Raw genomic sequence first — 19,048 nt, 5'->3', positions numbered from 1 at the left:
GGCGTGGCCGGGCCGGTGACCCGGCCACGCCGGCCGGTCAGGGACGGGTCCGGGTAGCGGGGATGTAGCCGTAGCCCAGCTGCTGGACCATGTACGTGTTCGCGCCGCGGAACTCCAGGCGCAGCGTCGGTGCGAGGGTGCCGCCGTAGACGGGTGCCTGCTCGCCCGGCTGGGTGAAGATCGTGTCGATGAAGCTCTCCACGAGCAGGTTCGGCATCACGTAGTGGGAGTACTGCTGCAGGCGCTGGCTCGCCGGGTTGCCGAGCACGAGGGCGCTGCCGTTGAGCGGGCGGTAGTCGCCGCGCACGGTGCGGGACACGAAGCCGTAGACGCCGTCGGGGCCGGTCAGTCCGGGCGCGTACGTGAACATGTGGCTGATGGTGAACAGGTACACCTGCCCCCGGTGGAAGACCAGGTGCGGGCGTTCGGTCTGCTGGTTGACGCAGTTGGCCGACAGGATCGGGTGCAACAGCCGGAAGCTGCGCAGGTTGGTGCTGGTGGCCTCGGCGAGCCCGATGTTGCCGGTGTAGAACCGCGAGTCGGCCGGCACGGTGTGCCCCGGCGGCAGCGGCCCGAGATCCCGCTCGGTGCACCGGTAGTCGCCCGCCACACCGCCGGTGTTGCCCTCGAAGAGCAGGTAGACGCGGCCGTCGGCGGGGTTGCGGAAGGCGAACGGGTCACGGAAGGCGTAGATGATCGGCCCGGCCTGCGACTGCTCCAGCGTCTGGTACATCCGGCCGTCCGGCTCGGCGATGATCTTGTGGTTGGTGAAGCCGGTGAACCACACCCGGCTGGCGTTGGCGTGGATGCGCCCGCTCGCGGTGGCGAGGCGCTGCAGCGGGTCGTTGGGGTCGACGCCGCCGTTGTCGTGACCGGAGGCGGTGTAGAAGGTCTGGACCTCGTCACGCCCCTTGAGGACGGTCGATCCGGCCCACTCGCGGGAGCCGAGGGACGAGCCCGCCGGGAACAGGTTCCCCCCGTAGGTCCACGTGCGCGCGTCGCGCGAGTAGAAGTAGCCGATCCTGGCCTGCCAGTGCCGGTCGCCGAAGAAGATGGTCCGCGGCGCGGTGAGCGAGAAGATGACGTGCCAGCCGCGGTATGTCACGACGTCGGTGGACAGGTCGGTCAGCGGCCAGGTGTCCCAGATCCACACCTGGTCGGTCATGACCGGGAAGGTCGCGGGGATGACTGGGCTGGTGTTGGTGGCGTCCGAGTGGACCTTCAGCGCGTCGGCGCGGCTCCACACCGCGGTGTAGCTCCCCTGGGGACTGAACGGTCCGGTGCCGGGGTGGCCCTGCGTACCCGCCGACGCGGGGACGCCGAGCAGGCCGAGCGTGGCGACGAGGACGACGGCGGCCAGCGCGTGCCTGACGCGGTGCCGGGGTCGATGGTCTGTGGACATCCGTACCCTCCTCCGTCTGATGGGGACAACTCGATTTAGCACCGAGGTCACCACGGGGGTAAGGTCGTTCGAGAGTTCCATCACCATCAATATGGTGGGCCGATACGTCTGACCGGGGGGCCGGTCAGCGCACGGTCACGCCCTGGATCAGGCAGCTGCCGTCGAAGACGTTCACGCCGAACAGCCCCGCGGCGTAGGCGTCGTCGGTGGCGCTGATGACGGGCGCCGCTCGCCCGTCGAGGAAGACCTCGAAACGGTCACCGCTCGCGACGACCCGCAGGTGATACGTACGCCCCGGCACGATCGCCACCGGGTAGACGGCGATGTCCCGGCCCGGACGCCACAGCTTGACGTACCCGTCGGTGTCGATGTTGGCGGTGTACTGACCGGCGGCGTCCGGCGTCGCGCGGAACGTCAGCCCGGCCGCCCGGCCGGAGACCACCTGCAGGTCGGCCTCGTAGGTGAAGTCGGCGCCGCTGCGCCCCGACAGGTAGAACCCGTCACCGGTACGGCGGCCCGCCACGCCGCCACCGGGCGCGGTCCAGGAACCGGCGGCCGGAGCCCAGGAGCCACCGAGGTTCTGCTGCCAGCCCGCCGTGTGCGTGGTCGGGTTCTGCAGCACCGCCGCACCCTGGAACACGTTGAGACCGAACGGCCCCGACGCGTACGCGTCGTCGGTGGCGTCGATCAGGGGCGTGGCGGCGTGGTCGAGGTAGCCGCGCAACCGCGTGCCCTCGGCCACCACCCGCAGATGGTGGAACCTGCCCCGGGACACCGGCGCCGGCACCGCCGCGATGTCGCGCCCCGGCCGCCACAGCTTCATCACCCCGGCGGCCGCGTCCACATTGAGCGTGTAGTGACCCCGGAAGGTCAGTCCCGCCGCCGTGGCGGTGTCCAGCCGCACGTCACCCTCGTACGTGAAGTCGGTGCCGGTGCTCGCACCCAGGTAGAACCCGTCGCCGGGCGCCTCACCCCGCTTGCCGTCGGCGGTGTCGGTCCAGGCGCCACCGGAGGCGTGCCAGGGCCCGGCCACGTCGCCCCGCAGCGTCGGCTCCCCGACCCCCCATGCCGACCGCAACGGCGTGAACGCCATCGACACCAGCCGCACGCTGCCACCCTCCGCGACGGCGCGCAGACCGTACGCCCCGGGCTCGAAGGCGACCGTACGCGTGACCGACAGCCGCCCGTCGTTGCCGAAGGTCTCGACCTGCCCACGGTCCACGATCAGCCGTACGCGGACCCGGCCGGCCTCCGGAGCCAGCGCGGCACCGTCGAGCGTCCCGGCCGCCCGGTCGTAGAAGACGTCGCGGGTGGACGTGCCGTCGGGCCGGACACCCAGCCGGAAGCCGAACCGGGCGGCCGTGGCGCTCGCGGTGTCGAACTCGGCGGTGAGCTCGTACGCGTCGGCCGACGCACCGCCCAGCGGGTCGCCGCCGCCGTCCCCGGTCAGCGTGCGGTCCGTCCAGGAGGTCGTCGCCGCGCGCAGGGCGCCGATCTCGGCGACCGGCGTCCTCGTCACCCGCAGCCCGTCGGCGTAGCCGCGCAGCCCGAGCTCGACCGGGAACGTCGCGCTGCCGGTCCACACGCTGCCATGGTTGCCCGGCATCCACGCCATCTGCACGGTCCGGCCGCCGGGCAGGTTGCTGAACGTGAGTCCCGCGTAGATGCTGCCGTCGAAGCGGTTGTCGCCCTCGTCCATCCGTCGCGGCGCGGGATCGTCGGCGGTGAAGGTGGTGCCGTCGAAGGAGCCGACGACATACTCGCCGCTCGCGTCGTTGAGGATCCAGTGGGTGGCGCCGGTGCCGTCGGCCCGCAGCGGGAACAGGTCGGGGCACTCGAAGAGCCAGCCGGCCGCGTACCGGCTGGCGAAGGTCCAGGTGAGCAGGTCGGGTGAGGTGTAGAAATGGGCCGCGTTGCCGCCCGCGCCGGACCAGACGACCATCACCCAGCGGCGGGTCGGCTCGTGCCAGAAGACCTTGGGGTCGCGGCTCTCGGGCGGCATGGTGATGACCTTGCGGCCGTGGTCGTACGCCTGGAAGGTGTCCCCGCCGTCGTTGCTGTACGCGACGCTGACCCCGTCGGTGCCGGTGAACACGACGATCGGGGCCCGGTCGCCGGTCCGCAGCGCGGAGGTGTTCGCCGTGTCGACCACCCCGCCGCCGGAGAACAGGTCGCCGGGGTGCACGCCCGGCTCGAGGGCGATGGGCCGCTGGGTCCAGTGCACGAGGTCGGGGCTGACCGCGTGGCCCCAGTGCATGGTGTCCCACTGCAGGCCGTGCGGGTTGTGCTGGAAGAACAGGTGGTAGACGCCGTCGGCGTACAGCGGCGCGTTGACGTCGTTCATCCAGCCGCCGGCCGGGCTGAAGTGCACCTGTCCGCGGTGCGGCTCGGCGTAGGCGGTCGGGGCGTACGGGAACTCGGGATAGTCGCCGGCGGCACCGGCGTAGGCGGAAGCGCCGGGGACCACTACGGCGACCGCGACGAGCAGGACGAGGGTGAGCAGGCCGTGGACGCGCATGGTCCATATCACCATCTGTCAATGAATGGTCACAACGTTCACGCGGTGCTCATGCCGCTCTGATCTCATGGCCGGTCATGACCAGTCCTCGCATCCTCGTGGCCGACGAACAGCCGGCCGTCGTCGATCTGCTGTCCACGGTGCTGACGTTCCACGGTTTCGCCGTGGACACTGCGGCGACCGCCGCCCAGGCCGTGGCGCACACCACCGTCCACCGGCCCGACCTGGTGCTGCTCGACGTCATGCTGTCCGGCGGCGCCGGCGTCGACGTCGCCCGGCGGCTGCGGGCCGGCGGGAGCCGCGCGGACGTCGTGTTCCTGACCGCCCGCGACGCCCCGGCCGACCTCGTGGCGCGGGTGGCGTACGGCGGCAACGACTGGATCACCAAGCCGGTGGATCTCGGCGTGCTGCTGGCCCGGGTCCGCGGCCTGGCACACCGGCCGGGGGCGGCACCGCAGGCCCGGACGCTGAGGCACGCCGACGTCGAGCTCGACGAGGACACCCTGCGCGTACGCCGGGCGGGCGCGCCGGTGCGCCTCTCCCCCGCCGAGGCGGGGCTGCTGCGCCACTTCCTGCGCAACCCCGGCCGGGTGCTGCCCCGGATCGAGCTCGGCGAGGCGGTACGCGGGCACGGCGGCACCGGCACGGACGCTGTGGACGCGTACGTCGGGTCCCTGCGCCACAAGCTCGACCGCCTCGGACCGCCACTGATCGTGACCCACCGGGGCTTCGGTTACGCGCTTCGCGCCGGCCTGCGCTGAAAGATCTTGCGAGCCCAGCATGCTCATACATCGATATGCCTCGCTGAATATCACCTCTCCGTCAGCACAAGGGCACTTTTAGCTTTCTTAAACGTTTAAGAACGGCCCTGCTCCGGTGCCGAATCGTTACTCGGTTGATCAACCGGAAACATTGCGAAAGACGGCTGCCCGCTCTTGACTGACAGCCGGGGGAACCGGAGACGGTGACGGTGTTGTCACGCCCCGGCGTGATGTGACATAGGGAGAGGTATGTTCGGTCATTCCAGGAGTCCGCGCCTGCGCGGCGCCCTCGCCGGCTCGCTCGGCGTGGGCCTGGTGTTCGGTCTGGCCGCTTGTGGCGGCAGTGACGACTCGAACGACAATTCCACGGCGACCCAGTCCATCGACTGCGCCCAGTTCAAGTCCTACGGCGATCTGAAGGGCAAGACGGTCTCCGTCTACACGGGCATCGTGACGCCGGAGGACAAGGCGTACAAGGACTCGTACAAGCCGTTCGAGGACTGCACCGGTGTGACCATCAAGTACGAGGGCGACAAGTCCTTCGAGACCCAGATCCTGGTCCGCGCCAAGGCGGGCAACCCGCCGGACCTCGCGATCGTGCCGCAGCCGGGCCTGCTCAAGCAGCTCGTCGCCACGGGCAAGGCTGTCGAGGCGCCGGCCGAGGTCGCGGCGAACGTGGACAAGTTCTGGGGCAAGGACTGGAAGGGCTACGCGACCGTCAACGGCAAGTTCTACGGCGCGCCCTCCGGCGCGAGCGTGAAGTCGCTGGTCTGGTACTCGCCGAGCGAGTTCAAGGACAAGGGCTACACGGTCCCGACGACGCTGGACGAGCTCAAGCAGCTCTCCGACAAGATCGCCTCGGACGGCGGCCGCAAGCCGTGGTGCGCCGGCATCGCCAGCGGTGAGGCCACGGGCTGGCCGATCACCGACTGGATGGAGGACTTCATGCTCCGGCTCTACGGGCCGGAGACCTATGACAAGTGGGTCAACCACCAGATCCCGTTCAACGGCCCCGAGTCCACGGCGGCCCTGGACGCGGTCGGCGAGTACCTGAAGAACGACAAGTACGTCAACGGCGGCCTCGGGGATGTCAAGAGCATCGCCACCACCGCGTTCCAGGACGCGGGCCTGCCGATCGTCGACGGCAACACCTGCTCCCTGCACCGCCAGGCGAGCTTCTACGCGGCGAACTTCCCCAAGGACGTCAAGGTGGCCGAGGACGGCGACGTCTTCGCCTTCTACCTGCCGGGCAAGGACGCGAGCAGCAAGCCGGTGCTCGGCGGCGGCGAGTTCAACCTCGCGTTCGCCGACCGGCCGGAGGTCAAGGCGTTCCAGACGTACCTGTCCACGGACACCTGGGCGAACATCAAGGCGAAGGTCTCGCAGGGCTGGGTCAGCGCCAACAAGGGCATCGACCCGAACAACCTGAGCAACCCGATCGACAAGCTCGCCGCGACGATCCTCAAGGACCCGAACACCGTGTTCCGCTTCGACGGCTCGGACCAGATGCCGGCCGCCGTGGGTTCGAACGCGTTCTGGAAGCAGGCGACGAGCTGGGTGACCGGTCAGGACACCAAGACCACCGTCAACAACATCGAGAACGCCTGGCCCAAGTGAGCTAGGGCCGTCCCGGGGCCGGTCGCCGCGAGGTGACCGGCCCCCTTGCTCCTAGAAGGAGGTACGGGTCGCGTGTTAACCGCCGACACCAACGCCGCGAAGATCGGGCTGATGCTCGCCGCGATCCTGCTCTTCGCCGCGGTCGTGGGCATCATCCTCTTCCTCGCCACCCTGTTCCGCGGCCGCCGCGCCGACCGCTGGACCGCGTACGCCTATCTCGCACCGACCCTGCTCATGCTGCTGGTCGGCCTGGTGTACCCGGGCGTGCGCACGATCTACGAGTCGTTCTTCGACGCGGCCGGCAACGCGTTCATCGGCCTGGACAACTACAAGACGATCTTCACCGACGGTGACCAGCTCACCGTGCTGCGCAACACCGTGTTCTGGGTCGTCGTCACGCCGTTCGTGGCTACCGCGGTCGGCCTGCTCTACGCCATCCTGGTGGACAAGTCGAAGTTCGAGTCGGCCGCCAAGGCGCTGATCTTCCTGCCCATGGCCATCTCGTTCGTGGGCGCGTCGATCATCTGGAAGTTCGTCTACGAGTACCGCCCCGACCAGGGCAACGTGAAGCAGATCGGGCTGCTGAACCAGATCCTGGTCTGGCTCGGCGGCAGTCCCCAGCAGTGGCTGGTGGAGTCACCGCTGAACACGTTCCTGCTGATCGTCATCATGATCTGGATCCAGGCCGGCTTCGCCATGACCGTGCTGTCCGCGGCCATCAAGGCGATCCCGGACGACATCGTGGAGGCCGCCCGGCTCGACGGCGTCACGGCCTGGGGCATGTTCCGCTTCGTCACCCTGCCGGCGATCCGCCCGGCGGTGGTCGTCGTGCTGACCACCATCGGCATCGGGACACTGAAGGTCTTCGACATCGTGCGGACCGCCACCGGCGGCCAGTTCAACACCAGCGTCATCGCCAACGAGTTCTACAGCCAGAGCTTCCGCAGCGACAACCAGGGCCTCGGAGCTGCGCTCGCGGCCCTGCTGTTCCTGCTGGTGATCCCGATCGTCGTCTACAACATCCGGCAGCTCCGCCGATCGGAGGCGCTATGACCACCACGACCCCGCCGGCGACGGTGGTTCCGGTCGACAAGAAGGAGCTGTCCGCGGCGGCCGTCGCCAAGCGCAAGCTCAGCTCTCCGTGGGCCTCGCTCGCCGCGATCGTCATCGCGGTGCTGTGGACGCTGCCGACGTTCGGCCTGCTCGTCTCGTCGTTCCGGCCGGAGCGGGCGATCAAGACGACGGGCTGGTGGACGTTCTTCTCCAACCCGACGCTCACCATGGACAACTACCGCGACGTGCTCGACGCCGAGAACGGAGCGGGGCTGGGCTCGTACTTCGTCAACTCGCTGGTGATCACGATCCCCTCGGTGATCATCCCGCTGACGCTGGCGACCATCGCGGCGTACGCGTTCGCGTGGATCAAGTTCCCGGGCCGCAACATCCTGTTCCTGGCGATCTTCGCCCTGCAGATCGTGCCCCTGCAGGTGACGCTGATCCCGCTGCTCACCCTGTACGTGGACGCGGGCCTCGCGAACACCTTCTGGACGATCTGGCTGTCGCACTCGATCTTCGGCCTGCCGCTGGCCATCTACCTGCTGCACAACTTCATGCGGGAGGTGCCGTCGACACTGCTGGAGGCGGCGCGGGTGGACGGCGCCGGGCACGTGTCGATCTTCTTCAAGGTGCTGCTGCCGCTGCTGCGCCCGGCCCTGGCCGCGTTCGGCATCTTCCAGTTCCTGTGGGTGTGGAACGACCTGCTGGTCGCCCTCACCTTCGCGGGCGGAGGCGACGCGGTCGCCCCGATCACGGTGGCGCTGGCGAACCTGAGCGGCACCCGGGGCACGGCGTGGCACCTGCTGTCGGCGGGCGCCTTCGTGTCGATCATCGTACCGGTGACGATCTTCCTGCTGCTCCAGCGCTACTTCGTCCGCGGGCTGCTCGCGGGCAGCGTCAAGGGCTGACAAAGCCTCGCGGCCGCCCGGCGAACCCCGGGCGGCCGCGCACGGCGGTCAGGCCTCCTTCGGCGGCACCGGCACCGCACGCCAGATGTCGCGGCAGTAGTCGCGGATCGTCCGGTCCGAGGAGAAGAAGCCGCTGCGCGCGACGTTGAGGATCGCGCGGCGCGTCCATTCGTCCTGGTCGCGCCACACCCGGGCCACCTCGTCTTGGCAGTCGGTGTAGGAGCGGAAGTCCGCCAGGGTCAGGTACTCGTCGTAGCCCAGCAGGTCCCCGACCAGGATGTCCCCGCCGTCGAAGGCGAACGGCCCGCCGGTGATGGCGTCGATCGCCGCCTTCAGCTCGTAGTCCTGCTCGTAGTAGGACCTGGGGTTGTAGGGCCCCGCCCGCAGCGCGGCCGCGTCGGCCGCGTCCAGGCCGAACAGGAAGAAGTTCTCGGCACCGACCCGGTCGCGGATCTCGACGTTCGCGCCGTCGAGGGTGCCGATGGTCAGCGCCCCGTTGAGCGCGAGCTTCATGTTGCTCGTCCCGGACGCCTCCTTGCCCGCCATCGAGATCTGCTCAGACAGGTCGGCCGCGGGAATGATCAGCTCCGCCCGGGTCACGTTGTAGTCGGGCAGGAAGGCCACCTTCAGGTACGGCGCGACGTCCGGATCCGCGTTCACGACGCCGGCGACGACGTTGGCCAGCCGCATGACCCGCTTGGCGGCGTGGTAGCCGGGCGCCGCCTTGCCGCCGAAGACGATCGAGCGCGGCACGACGCCGGCCAGGTCGCCGCGCTTGATCCGGTGGTACAGGACGATCACGTGCAGCACCCGCAGCACCTGCCGCTTGTACTCGTGGAACCGCTTGATCATGACGTCGCAGAGGGCGTCGGGGTCCAGGCTCACCCCGGTCGCCGTCAGCGCGTACTGCGCCAGCTCCTGCCGGTTGCGCCGCTTCACCGCCTGCCACTTGGCCCGGAAGTCCGGATCGCCGACCGCGGACTCCAGCTCGGCGAGCCGGTCCAGGTCGCGCAGCCACTCCGAGCCGCCGAGCCGCTGGCTGACCAGCCGGGTGAGGCCGGGGTTCGCCACCAGCAGGAAGCGCCGGGGCGAGATGCCGTTGGTGACGTTGTGGAAGTGGTGGGGCAGCACGTCGGCGAAGGCCCGCAGGGTCGTCTCGGTGAGCAGCCGCGAGTGCAGGGCGGCCACCCCGTTGACCGCGAAGCTGCCGATCACGGCCAGGTGCGCCATGCGTACCCGTTGCTCGCCGCCCTCCTCGATGATCGACAGCAGCCGCAGCCGCTCCGGCTCACCCGGGTGCAGGCGCTCGACCTGCTGCAGGAACAGGTGGTTGATCAGGAAGATGATCTCCAGATGCCGCGGCAGCAGCCGGCGCAGCAGCCACACCGGCCAGGTCTCCAGGGCCTCGGGCAGGAGCGTGTGACACGTGTACGCGAAGACCCGCTGCGTGATCGACCAGGCCTTGCTCCATTCCAGGCCCTCCTCGTCCACGAGGATGCGCATCAGCTCGGGGATCGCGATGACCGGGTGGGTGTCGTTGAGCTGGATCACCACCTTGTCGGCGAATGCGTCCCACCCGTCGTTGCGCAGCCGGTAGCGGCGGATGATGTCCCGCAGCGAGCAGGCGACCAGGAAGTACTGCTGCTTGAGCCGCAGCTCACGGCCGAGCTCCGTGCTGTCGTCCGGGTACAGGACCTTGCTGATCTTCTCCTCGCGGACGATCGCCTCGACGGCCTCGCCGTACTGCCCCGCACTGAACAGCGACAGGTCGAACGACTCACGGGCCGCGCGGGCGCGCCACAGCCGGACGATGTTCACCGTGCCGGTGCCGTACCCGGGGACCAGCATGTGGCTCGGCTCGCCCAGCACCACCTCGCCGGGCGTCCAGGTGCCCCGCCCGCCCTCCCCCGGCTCGGTGGAGCCGTAGAAGCCGACCCGCTGCTGGTCGTCCGGCGCCGGGAACTCCCATGGGTTGCCGTAGTACGCCCAGTCGTCGGGTCGCTCGTGCTGCGCGCCCTCCTGGAACGCCTGCTTGAAGATCCCGAAGTCATAGCGGATGCCGTAGCCGACGGCCGGGATGTCGTGGGTGGCGAGGGCGTCCAGCAGGCACGCGGCGAGCCGCCCCAGGCCGCCGTTGCCCAGCCCGGGCTCGATGTCGAGCGCCGCCACGTCGGCCGGGTCCACCCCCAGCGCCTCCAGCGCCGACCGTGCCACGTCCGCGGTGCCGGTGTAGAGCAGGTTCTGCCCGAGCTGCCGGCCCAGCAGATACTCCGCGGACAGGTAGTACACGAAGCGCGGGTTGGCCGCGTAGTGGGCCTCCGTGGTCCGGATGTACCGATCCACGAGGTGGTCGCGCACGGTCAGCGCGAGCGCCTGGTAGAGGTCCTGCGGGCTGGCCGACTCGACGGTCGTGCCCCGGGACCGGGCCAGGTTCCCGACGAGCTCGAACTCGATCTCCGTGGGCGTGGCGCAGACAGGGCTGACGTGGGTCACGGATAAGGCCTCTCCCCCGCGAAAACACCGGACCCTTCGAGTATCGACAACGGCGTCGACCCGCGGCGCCACTTGCGGACTAAACCTGCCCGCCCGGCCCTGCCCGTGACCGTGACACGCTCCGGGAGGTACGGCCGCAGCCTCAGCAGCATCTCCCGTCCCACAACCACCACGGCATCCACCTCCTGCGGCTCTGCGCCTCAGCCGAGACACCGTCGGCGGCGCGGCCAGGTCAGGCCAGTTGCTGGCGAACCGGGCGAGCCGGGGTGATCACGTAGAGGTCGAGCACGTCGGGCGGCTCAGCCATGCCGGGGCCACCAGCGTGAATCCATGCGGCGATGTCGTCTGCAGCGCCGGGGTCGTTGGCCAGGCCGAGCCATACCGGCCGGCCGCCGGCCCGCCGGCCTTCGGCGGAGGGTTGCACGACGATGACGTTGGCGTACGCGCACGCGTCGAGGCAGCCGCTCATGCGGACCTGCGCCGAGCCGGTCAGCGCCTGGCGCAGCCGGGCGAGCTGCGCGGCGTGGTCTGCTCCGGCGACCTTGGCGGTGCCGCAGCAGCAGCCGCGGCACACGGTGACCGTGCAACCGGATGCCGTGTCGCGGCCGGTGCTGAGGCGACTCCGGCGGCTCACGACCCGGCACCCGTACCGGTGCCGGCGCGGCGCCAGGCCCGGCTCGACAGCAGCCGCAGCCCGTTGAGGCCGACGATGACGGTGGATCCTTCATGTCCGGCCACGCCGAGCGGCAGGGGTAGGTGGCCGAACAGATCCCAGGCGATGAGCATGGTGATGACCGTAGCCGCGATCGTCAGATTCGCCGTTACCAGGCGGCGGGCGCGGCGCGACAGGGCTGTCATGGCCGTCAGGGCGCTCAGATCGTCGCGTCGGAGCCTCGTGCACCCATCGCGACCCCCAGGTCGGCCGCGGCCAGGACGGGGGCGTCGTTGACGCCGTCTGGCGACCAGCAGCACCCGCCGACCACCGGCTTGCAGGGCGTGTACGTGGTCGACCTTGTCGGCCGGCAGGAGGCCGGCGTGCACCGTCGGCGCCTACGCCGGAACCCGATCGACTCCGCGCCACCTCACGCGCTCAGTCACGCGCCCCGCGGATCGGGGCCTTCAGGCCCTACCAGCGGGCGCTCGCACGGCGGTACGAACGAGCCGGGAGGGAGCATGTCATGGTTGTCAGCGTTCCCGCGCAGGTCGTCCCGGTACGCCGGGACGAGCACACGATCGGCGCGTTCGTCGTGCAACCCGACCGCGTCTGTTACCGGCCGGCGGTCGACGTGACCCGGCTCGGCGTCGCGGCGCTGGGCGCCGCGGCGGTGTCCGTGGCGGCCGTGGGAGCCGCTGTCGCCCTGCGCCGGCGGCCGGCGATCGGGTCCGTGACGATGGGACCGGGCGGCTGGGTGAGCCTCAAGCGGACGGGGATGCCGCCGTTGCGCTCGGCGCAGCCGCGCCCGTGGTGGGCCCGCCTGCTGGGCGCCCGGGCGTTGGAGGTGCGTCGCTGAGGAACGCGAAAGGGGACGCCGTCACCGGCGTCCCCTTTCCCTCGTCGCTCGACCTCACACGGTCGGCTCGGCGCTGGGTTCCACGGTCGGCTCGTCCGACGGCTCGTCGGTCGGCTCGTCGGTCGGCTCGTCGGTCGGCTCGGTGCCCGAGTCGTCGCCGGGCTCGGTCGTCGGGCTGGTGCTCGGAGTCGGCGTGACGCTCGGCTTCGGCGCCGGCTTGGCGACCTTCTTGCCGTTGGCGCGCAGCACCTCGACGGTGTAGTCGGTGCCGGTACGGCGGCCGACGACCTCGATCTTGAAGCCGGAGCCCAGGGCGGCGACGGTCGCCTTGCGGCCGTTGACGCGGATCGACGCCTTGGCGGGCACGGACACGGTGATCGTCTGCTTGCGGACGTCCTTGGTGCCGCCCTTGGCGAGCAGGGTGACCGTACCGGCCTCGGCGTCGACGGCGGTGACGGTGCCGGAAGCGGTGAACCGGACCGGCTTCGCGGCCTTCGGGGTCTTGCTGGGCTTCGGGGTGGCCTTGTGACTGGCGGCGCCCACCGACGCCGGCGCGTGCGCGAAGGCTACGGCGGCAGTCGAGACGGCGGGAACCACGAGCCCGGCGGTCAGCAGGGCGGCGACAGCTGCACGGCGCATGCGCATGGGATGAAACTCCTCGGATCGGGGGAGTTCCATCGTTCGGCCGTCCGGTTGCGCGACGGTTGCAGGTCGCGGAGCTTCTCGGTTGCGGCGCTCAGGGCAGGCTGTCCAGCACCCGGTGCAGCGCCGCCACGATGGCCGGGCGGTCGGCTCCCGCCGCGCGGGCCCGCCACACGTACTCCTCCGCCGCGCGGTGCAGGTCCGCCTCGTCGTGCTCGCCGCCCGGCGGGCGCGACGGCCGGTCGGCCACCCGGGTGCCGCCGCCGCGCCGGGAGACGACCAGGCCGGCCGCCTCGAGCTCCCGGTACGCCCGCGCGACCGTGCCGACCGCCAGGCCGAGGTCGCCGGCGAGCTGGCGCAGCGCCGGCAGCCGGTCACCATGGGCCAGCACCCCGCTGCTGATGAGGTCGGCGAGCTGGCGGCGAACCTGCTCGTACGGCGGCGTCGGGTCGCTCGCGGAGACGGCGAGCGTGGGCCGGCCGGTCATCGGGCGGTGCGGGCCGGCAGCAGCAGGCAAGCGGCACACCAGGCGGCGGCGGCGAAGGCGACGATCGCCACGGCGCTCAGGGCATGTCCCCCGGCCTCCCACCACAGGACCGCGCAGTCGGCCGCCTGCGCGCTGAGGGCCAGGTCCGCGGTCAGGGCGACGCCGAAGAGCGGTACCAGCACCGAGACGCCGGTCGCCGCCACCACCACCTCGGCCGAGCGGCGCCGCAGCGCGTCGTCGGCGGCCGCACCGGAGGCTTCCTGAGGGCGCCGCGCCACCCGGCGCAGGACGGTCGCCGCCGCTACCAGGCCGGCCAGGACGCACACCGCGCCAGGCAGCGTGTAGTAGCCGCCGGGCCAGGGCGTGTACGTGCTCGAGAAGTCACCGTTCACACACGTCAGCGCCCGGCCGGCGCGGCCCTGGTCGTCCGCGCCGGCCATCGCCGTGGTCGCCGCCGTCAGCCCCGCCAGGAGCAGGATCGCGACGACGACCGTGCCGCTGAGCACGCGCGGCACGTAGTCGGTGAACCGCCTGACCCGCAGCACGGCCACCCGTTGCGCACCCCCGGGTGCGGGCCGGGAGAGTTCGCCGGCCAGCGCGCCGGCGAGAACGCCGAGCCCGAAGACCGGGGCGGCGAGCAGCACGCCACGACCCAGCTGGTCGGTCCGGGCGACGGCGGCCGCGCCGGCCAGGCCCACGGCGACACCGGCCCAGCGCCAGCGGACGGCCCGGCGCTCACCCGGCATCCGCGCGAGCGACATCCCTCCCGCGGCGGTCGTCCCGGCCGAGAACGGGCCGGGACCGACCGCTCGCACGACGAGCAACGCGGCGACCGCCAGGACCAGCAGGATCGCGACCACCACGGTGACCACGGACGCCATCTCGACCCTCCTTGTGCCAGAGGGTTGATACAAAAGCAGATCGGGTGACTTGTGTCAACACAAGCACGGGTCAGTCGGAGGTCCGCAGCGGCAGCCGTACCGTGAAGGTGCTGCCCCGGTCGAGCTTCGACTCCACCGAGACCGTGCCGCCGTGCTCCGTGACGATCGTGCGCACGATCGCGAGCCCAAGCCCGGAACCCTGCACCGCCCGGTCCATGGCGTTGGCGGCGCGGTGGAACGGCGTGAACAGCCCGGGCAGGTCAGCGTCCGGGATGCCGATGCCCGTGTCCGTCACCGCCATGACGGCGACGTCCCCGTCGGCGTGGACGCGGTAGCTCACGTGGCCGCCCGTACCCGTGAACTTGACCGCGTTGTCGAGCAGGTTGCGCAGGACCCGCTCGAGCTGGCGCGCGTCGCCGGCGACCTCCACGCCGTCGGCCTCACCGGTCAAGCCGACGCCGCGGGCCCCCGCGACGGGCGCGAACTCCGCCTGCACGGTGGACGCCACGGCGGCGAGATCCACCGCTACGGCACCGTCGCTCATCACGTGGTTCGCGCGGTCCAGCAGCAACAGGTCCGAGACCGTCTCGTGCAGCCGGTGGGCGTTGCGCAGAATCGCCGACAGGCCGCGCTGCTGCATCGGGTTCAGGTCGCCCGCGTCGCCCTCGGTGAGCATCTCGGTGTAGCCGAGGATGCTGGTCAGCGGCGTCCGCAGCTCGTGGGTCACGGTCGCCACGAAGGCGTCCTTGCGCTCGTCGAGCACGCGCATCTCGGCGATCAGCCGCTCCTGGCGGTAGTTCAGCCGGTACTGGCGGACCGCATGGTCGATCTCGCGGGCGACGGTGGCCAGCAGGAGCCGGTCCTCGGCCGACCAGTCGGGGCGGTCGTGGCGCACCACGCAGAGCAGACCGGGCGGGCAGTCGGCGTCCCCGCCGAGCGGCACGGCCAGCATCCCGGGCACGTCCGGCAGGGTCATGACCACACCCGGTTCGCCGCTCAACACCCTCGTGACGGCCTGCGGCGGCAGCAGCGGCACGGCGTCCGGCCAGCACACCTCGACACCGCCGGCCGCATCGACGCAGATCCGCCCGTGGATGGCGTCCGCACCCAGCGCCTCGCCGATCAGCCGGACCACCCGGCGGGAGCTGAGCGCGGCGTCGGCGTTGTCGCGCAGCTCCAGGGCGACAGCCTGCCGCAGCTCCGTACGGACGAGCCGGGCCTGATCCGCGGCGTGCAGGCGCTCGGTCTCCGCGGCCAGGCGGTTGAGCGTCCCGATGACGGCGCGCATCTCCTTGGGGCCGGACGGGACGGCCCGCGCGGACAGCTCCCCACCGGCGAGACGGTCCAGTGTCAGCCGCATGTGCTCCAGCGGCCCCACGAGGGAGCGCCGGCCCCACAGTCCGAGTACCACCGCCACCGCGAGCAGCACGGCTCCCAGGCCCGCGAACAGAATCTGGGCGAGACCGGACTCGCGTCGGGACCTGGCGGCATAGGAGCGCTGCTCGGCGGCGATCGCCTCGTCGACCGCGGCGTTGGCGGTCCGGATCCGGTCGAACAGCGCCTTGCCGCGCTCGGTGCGCGAGTAGCCGGGGTCGGCCTCACCGGCGATCACGATCGGTGTCGCGTACGCGTACAGCCACTGCGAGGCGCTCGCGCGCTCCTCGTCGAGCAGCCGCCGCACGTCCGGGTCCGTGATCTCCGCCGCCACCCGGTCGAACGACGTGAACGCACCCACCCGGCCGTGCTGGTACGGCTCCAGGAACGCCGGCTCCCCGGTCAGCTGGAAGCCCCGCACGCCGGTCTCGGCGTCGGTCAGATGCTGCAGCACGGCGGTGTTCGCGTCGCGTGCCCGCTCCAGCCTCGTGGTGTGCTCGGCGTGCTGCACGCGCAGCCGGTCGTCCACCACGATCTGGACGATGACGACGGCCACGAAGAGCGTCACGAGCACGACGAAGGCGGCATTCGCGCGGCGCCGCATGCTCCCCACCTCAGGCGCCCGGCAGGGTGAAGGCGATGGCGGTGCCGCCGGCCGGCACGTCCTCGGCCCAGATCCGTCCGCCGTGACGCTCGACGATGCGCTGGCAGGTCGACAGCCCGACCCCGTGACCGGCGCGGGCACCCGGCTCGACCTGGGCGAACATCTCGAACACCCGGCGCCGGTCAGGCTCGGCGATGCCGATCCCGTTGTCGGTGACGGTCACCAGCCAGTCGTCGTCGTGGGGCACTGCCGCGACCTCGATGCGGGCCGGCCGGTCGGGGTGGCGGTACTTGACGGCGTTGCCGATGAGGTTCTGCAGCAGCTGGCGCATCAGGGTCGGGTCGACGGCCAGCCGGGGCAGGTCGCCGGCCACCGCCACCTCGGCGCCGGCCGTGGCGATGCTGTCGCGCAGGTCGCTCAGCGCCTGCTGGGCGATGTCGCCGAGGTCGGCCTTCTCCCGGCGGCACGGTTCGCTGCCCGCCCGGGCGTAGGTCAGCAGCCCCTGGATCAGACCCTGCATGCGGGCGATCGCCCGGGTCGCCGAGCCCATCCACTTCTGCGCCTGCGGGCCCAGGGTGCCGCCGTACTCGTCGGTGAGCAGCTCGAGGTAGCCGTTGACCACGGCGAGCGGGGCGGCCAGGTCGTGGCTCACGACCCCGGCGAACTGCTCGAGCTCGGTGTTCGAGCGCCGCAGCTCCTCGATGGTGGCGGCCAGGTCGGCGTGGGCCCGCTCGAGGGCCCGGCGCTGGGACCGGTCGGCGGTCACGTCCGTCATGGCCACGACCGCGCCGAGCGGCGTACCGTCAGGGGCCGCCATGGCCCGGCCGCTGGCGACGACGTGCCGCGACCCGTGCCCGGGTGCGCCGATGACCAGCTCGGCGTTCTGCACCGAACCGTCGCGCAGCGCCCGCAGCAGGGGGATCTCGTCGGCGGCCAGCGGTGTGACGCCGTCGGTGCGGAACAGCCGGTAGCGGTCCGCGAGCTCCTCCGGGTCGACCGAGGCATCCGCGTCGAGCCCGTGCCAGGCCCGGCCGGCCCGGTTGAACATGCTCAGGTGCCCGGTGGGGTCGGCCGCCACGACGGCCACGTCGATGGTCTCCAGGACCGCGTCGGTGAGCTCCTGCCGCGCCTCCGCCTCGGCGAGCAGCCGGGCGTTCTCGCGGGCCTGCCGGCGGCGCTCGAAGAGGGCGAGGATCACCTGGGCGAGGTCCTTGAGCCGAGCGATCTGGCCGGGGTCGAGCTCGCGGGGCTCGGAGTCGAAGACGCACAGCGTGCCGAGCGCGTGCCCCTGGGGCGTGACCAGCGGCGCGGAGGCGTAGAACCGCACGTCGGCGAGGAGGCCGGTGACCCACGGGTTGGCGGCGTAGACGGGGTCGCGGCTCGCGTCGCGCACGTACGTGAACTCACCGGTCTGGAAGCGGACGGCGCACATGGAGTCGGCCCGCGGGGAGTCGCCGCCCTCGAAGCCGGTCGTGGTGAGCTGGCACTGCCGGTGCTCGTCGATGAGGTTGAGCGTCGCGGTGGGTACCCCCGCGACCATGGCGGCGACCCGGACGACGGCCTCGAGCTCGTCGTCGGCGGGCGCGTCGAGCAAGCGGTACTCGTGCAGGGCCGCCAGGCGCTCCCGCTCGTCTCCGCTCACCGCCCGCTGCCCTTCCCTCGCATGGTCCCGACCTGAGGTAATTCGGCACTGAACGCCCCGATCTGAAGGGGGCGCTCTGCGCACGCGCCGTGCACAGACCTGAAAGGTTCCTGAAAGTTGTTACCGATCCGTAACCTTCAACGTTTGTACACGTGTGGTGACGCTCACATGTGAGTTTGCCGACCGAAGTGTCCAATTGTGACGCATCTTACGGGCCCGGACCCCGTCATCGCTCACGCACAGTAATGGTCCTGGTTTCGGGAACGTTACCGGCCGGTAGCCGGACCCCTTGTCCGCACCACCCGGTAGAGGCAACACTTCCCGCACGTTAAGACGGCCGCATCGACGTGTCTCACTTCCGCAAGCGACTCTGGAGTCGACCGCGATGCGAGCCGCATGGCGGTGCGGCCGAGCCGTTCCCCACGTACGAGGAGGATCCGTGAAGGATGCGCAAGGCGATCCGGCTTACGGTCGCACCAACTGGCGCCGTTTCGCCGTAGCGGCGGCGGTGCCCGCCGTGGCAGCCGGTGCCTTGGTCTTCGGGATGGCCAACGGGGCGTTCGCCGCTTCGTTCGCCGTCTCGGGTCAGTCGTTCAAAATCTCCGCCGACAAGCTCGAGGGCAACGGGTTCGCCCAGTACGGCGGCCAGGACAAGAAGAAGGACGGCAGCGGCATCCCCGTCGCCGTCTCCGGCATCTCCTCGGCCAAGCTGTACAACCTGTGCCAGTCGGTGAAGACGCCGGGCCTGCCCATCAGCCTGACCATCCGGGCCGGCCGGGACGAGGGCAAGCCGGCGGAGGCGACCAACCTGCTGATCGGTGTCAGCGAGCTCAGCGGCGACGCGGAGTTCAAGCAGATCAACATCGGCCAGGACGCCTCCACGCTGGGCCTCGGCGGCGAGGACGCGCACGGCGAGACGGGCGCCTTCGGCCAGGAGGCCAAGAGCGTCACGATCACCGGCCTGAAGCAGACCGCCGTGTCCACCTCGGCGGGTACGTTCACGCTGCGGGGCCTGAACCTGAAGGTCAACCTGCCCGGCGCCGACGGCAAGCCGGCGGAGTGTTTCTGACGCACGACCCGAGGCCCGCGGAGCGCACCGTCCGCGGGCCTCACCCATGCCGGGGGCGGCCGAGCACCACCTGACTGGAGGAG

General features: G+C 71.1%; 16 protein-coding genes. 6 read left to right on the top strand and 10 right to left on the bottom strand.

All coding sequences use genetic code 11. The features are described from left to right. Positions 1–37 precede the first annotated feature (37 nt). Both AB0J80_RS22255 and AB0J80_RS22250 read right to left on the bottom strand, forming a co-directional pair. Entirely contained in the window at positions 38–1,402 is a 1,365-nt protein-coding gene (locus AB0J80_RS22255) for a glycoside hydrolase family 68 protein (RefSeq protein ID WP_364707859.1), read from the bottom strand. 124 nt (positions 1,403–1,526) lie between these two features. Next, entirely contained in the window at positions 1,527–3,935 is a 2,409-nt protein-coding gene (locus tag AB0J80_RS22250; RefSeq protein ID WP_364707857.1) for a glycoside hydrolase family 32 protein, read from the bottom strand. Positions 3,936–3,997: 62 nt separating this feature from the next. Here AB0J80_RS22250 and AB0J80_RS22245 point away from each other — a divergent pair, with 62 nt between their 5' ends. The 4 genes from AB0J80_RS22245 to AB0J80_RS22230 all read left to right on the top strand — a co-directional run bounded on the left by AB0J80_RS22245 (position 3,998) and on the right by AB0J80_RS22230 (position 8,262). Beyond that, complete coding sequence (locus AB0J80_RS22245) at positions 3,998–4,681, top strand: response regulator transcription factor (RefSeq protein ID WP_364707854.1); 684 nt, start codon at positions 3,998–4,000, stop codon at positions 4,679–4,681. A gap of 249 nt (positions 4,682–4,930) precedes the next feature. After that, positions 4,931–6,298, top strand: a complete 1,368-nt coding sequence (locus AB0J80_RS22240) for an ABC transporter substrate-binding protein (RefSeq protein WP_364707851.1) — start codon at positions 4,931–4,933, stop codon at positions 6,296–6,298. Positions 6,299–6,409: 111 nt separating this feature from the next. Next, positions 6,410–7,351, top strand: a complete 942-nt coding sequence (locus AB0J80_RS22235; RefSeq protein WP_364708226.1) for a sugar ABC transporter permease — start codon at positions 6,410–6,412, stop codon at positions 7,349–7,351. Continuing rightward, on the top strand, positions 7,348–8,262 hold the full coding sequence (locus AB0J80_RS22230) for a carbohydrate ABC transporter permease (RefSeq protein WP_364707849.1): 915 nt from the start codon (positions 7,348–7,350) through the stop codon (positions 8,260–8,262). Before AB0J80_RS22235 ends, AB0J80_RS22230 begins: the two co-directional genes overlap by 4 nt. Before the next feature lie 48 nt (positions 8,263–8,310). Here the strand turns inward: AB0J80_RS22230 and AB0J80_RS22225 are convergent, their stop codons facing one another. The 3 genes from AB0J80_RS22225 to AB0J80_RS22215 all read right to left on the bottom strand — a co-directional run bounded on the left by AB0J80_RS22225 (position 8,311) and on the right by AB0J80_RS22215 (position 11,613). Further along, positions 8,311–10,755 (bottom strand): glycogen/starch/alpha-glucan phosphorylase, encoded by a 2,445-nt coding sequence (locus AB0J80_RS22225; protein WP_364707847.1) that lies wholly within the window; start codon positions 10,753–10,755, stop codon positions 8,311–8,313. Between the two features lie 232 nt (positions 10,756–10,987). Further along, complete coding sequence (locus AB0J80_RS22220) at positions 10,988–11,389, bottom strand: (2Fe-2S) ferredoxin domain-containing protein (RefSeq protein WP_364707845.1); 402 nt, start codon at positions 11,387–11,389, stop codon at positions 10,988–10,990. After that, positions 11,386–11,613, bottom strand: coding sequence for a hypothetical protein (locus AB0J80_RS22215; RefSeq protein ID WP_364707843.1), 228 nt, complete (start codon positions 11,611–11,613; stop codon positions 11,386–11,388). The genes AB0J80_RS22220 and AB0J80_RS22215 overlap by 4 nt, the downstream gene beginning before the upstream one ends. Before the next feature lie 320 nt (positions 11,614–11,933). Between AB0J80_RS22215 and AB0J80_RS22210 the strand changes: the two genes are divergently transcribed. Beyond that, positions 11,934–12,266, top strand: a complete 333-nt coding sequence (locus tag AB0J80_RS22210; RefSeq protein ID WP_364707841.1) for a hypothetical protein — start codon at positions 11,934–11,936, stop codon at positions 12,264–12,266. 54 nt (positions 12,267–12,320) lie between these two features. Here AB0J80_RS22210 and AB0J80_RS22205 read toward each other — a convergent pair whose 3' ends face one another. The 5 genes from AB0J80_RS22205 to AB0J80_RS22185 all read right to left on the bottom strand — a co-directional run bounded on the left by AB0J80_RS22205 (position 12,321) and on the right by AB0J80_RS22185 (position 17,896). After that, positions 12,321–12,905, bottom strand: coding sequence for a hypothetical protein (locus AB0J80_RS22205; protein WP_364707838.1), 585 nt, complete (start codon positions 12,903–12,905; stop codon positions 12,321–12,323). A 97-nt stretch (positions 12,906–13,002) separates the two neighbouring features. After that, positions 13,003–13,395, bottom strand: coding sequence for a GntR family transcriptional regulator (locus tag AB0J80_RS22200; protein WP_364708224.1), 393 nt, complete (start codon positions 13,393–13,395; stop codon positions 13,003–13,005). Continuing rightward, positions 13,392–14,276 carry a hypothetical protein gene (locus AB0J80_RS22195; protein ID WP_364707836.1) on the bottom strand — a complete coding sequence of 295 codons (885 nt, stop codon included), beginning with the start codon at positions 14,274–14,276 and terminating at the stop codon, positions 13,392–13,394. Before AB0J80_RS22195 ends, AB0J80_RS22200 begins: the two co-directional genes overlap by 4 nt. 70 nt (positions 14,277–14,346) lie before the next feature. After that, positions 14,347–16,254 (bottom strand): ATP-binding protein, encoded by a 1,908-nt coding sequence (locus AB0J80_RS22190; RefSeq protein ID WP_364707834.1) that lies wholly within the window; start codon positions 16,252–16,254, stop codon positions 14,347–14,349. Positions 16,255–16,264: 10 nt separating this feature from the next. Beyond that, positions 16,265–17,896, bottom strand: coding sequence for an ATP-binding protein (locus AB0J80_RS22185; protein WP_364707832.1), 1,632 nt, complete (start codon positions 17,894–17,896; stop codon positions 16,265–16,267). A gap of 439 nt (positions 17,897–18,335) precedes the next feature. On the opposite strand from AB0J80_RS22185, the gene AB0J80_RS22180 reads away from it, so the two are divergent. Further along, complete coding sequence (locus AB0J80_RS22180) at positions 18,336–18,965, top strand: DUF6230 family protein (protein ID WP_364707830.1); 630 nt, start codon at positions 18,336–18,338, stop codon at positions 18,963–18,965. The last annotated feature ends 83 nt before the right edge of the window (positions 18,966–19,048 follow it).

Source organism: Actinoplanes sp. NPDC049548, assembly GCF_040676695.1.
Lineage (GTDB): Bacteria > Actinomycetota > Actinomycetes > Mycobacteriales > Micromonosporaceae > Actinoplanes.
The sequence above is the reverse complement of the archived record's forward strand: the minus strand, read 5'-3'. Positions and strand labels throughout refer to the sequence as shown.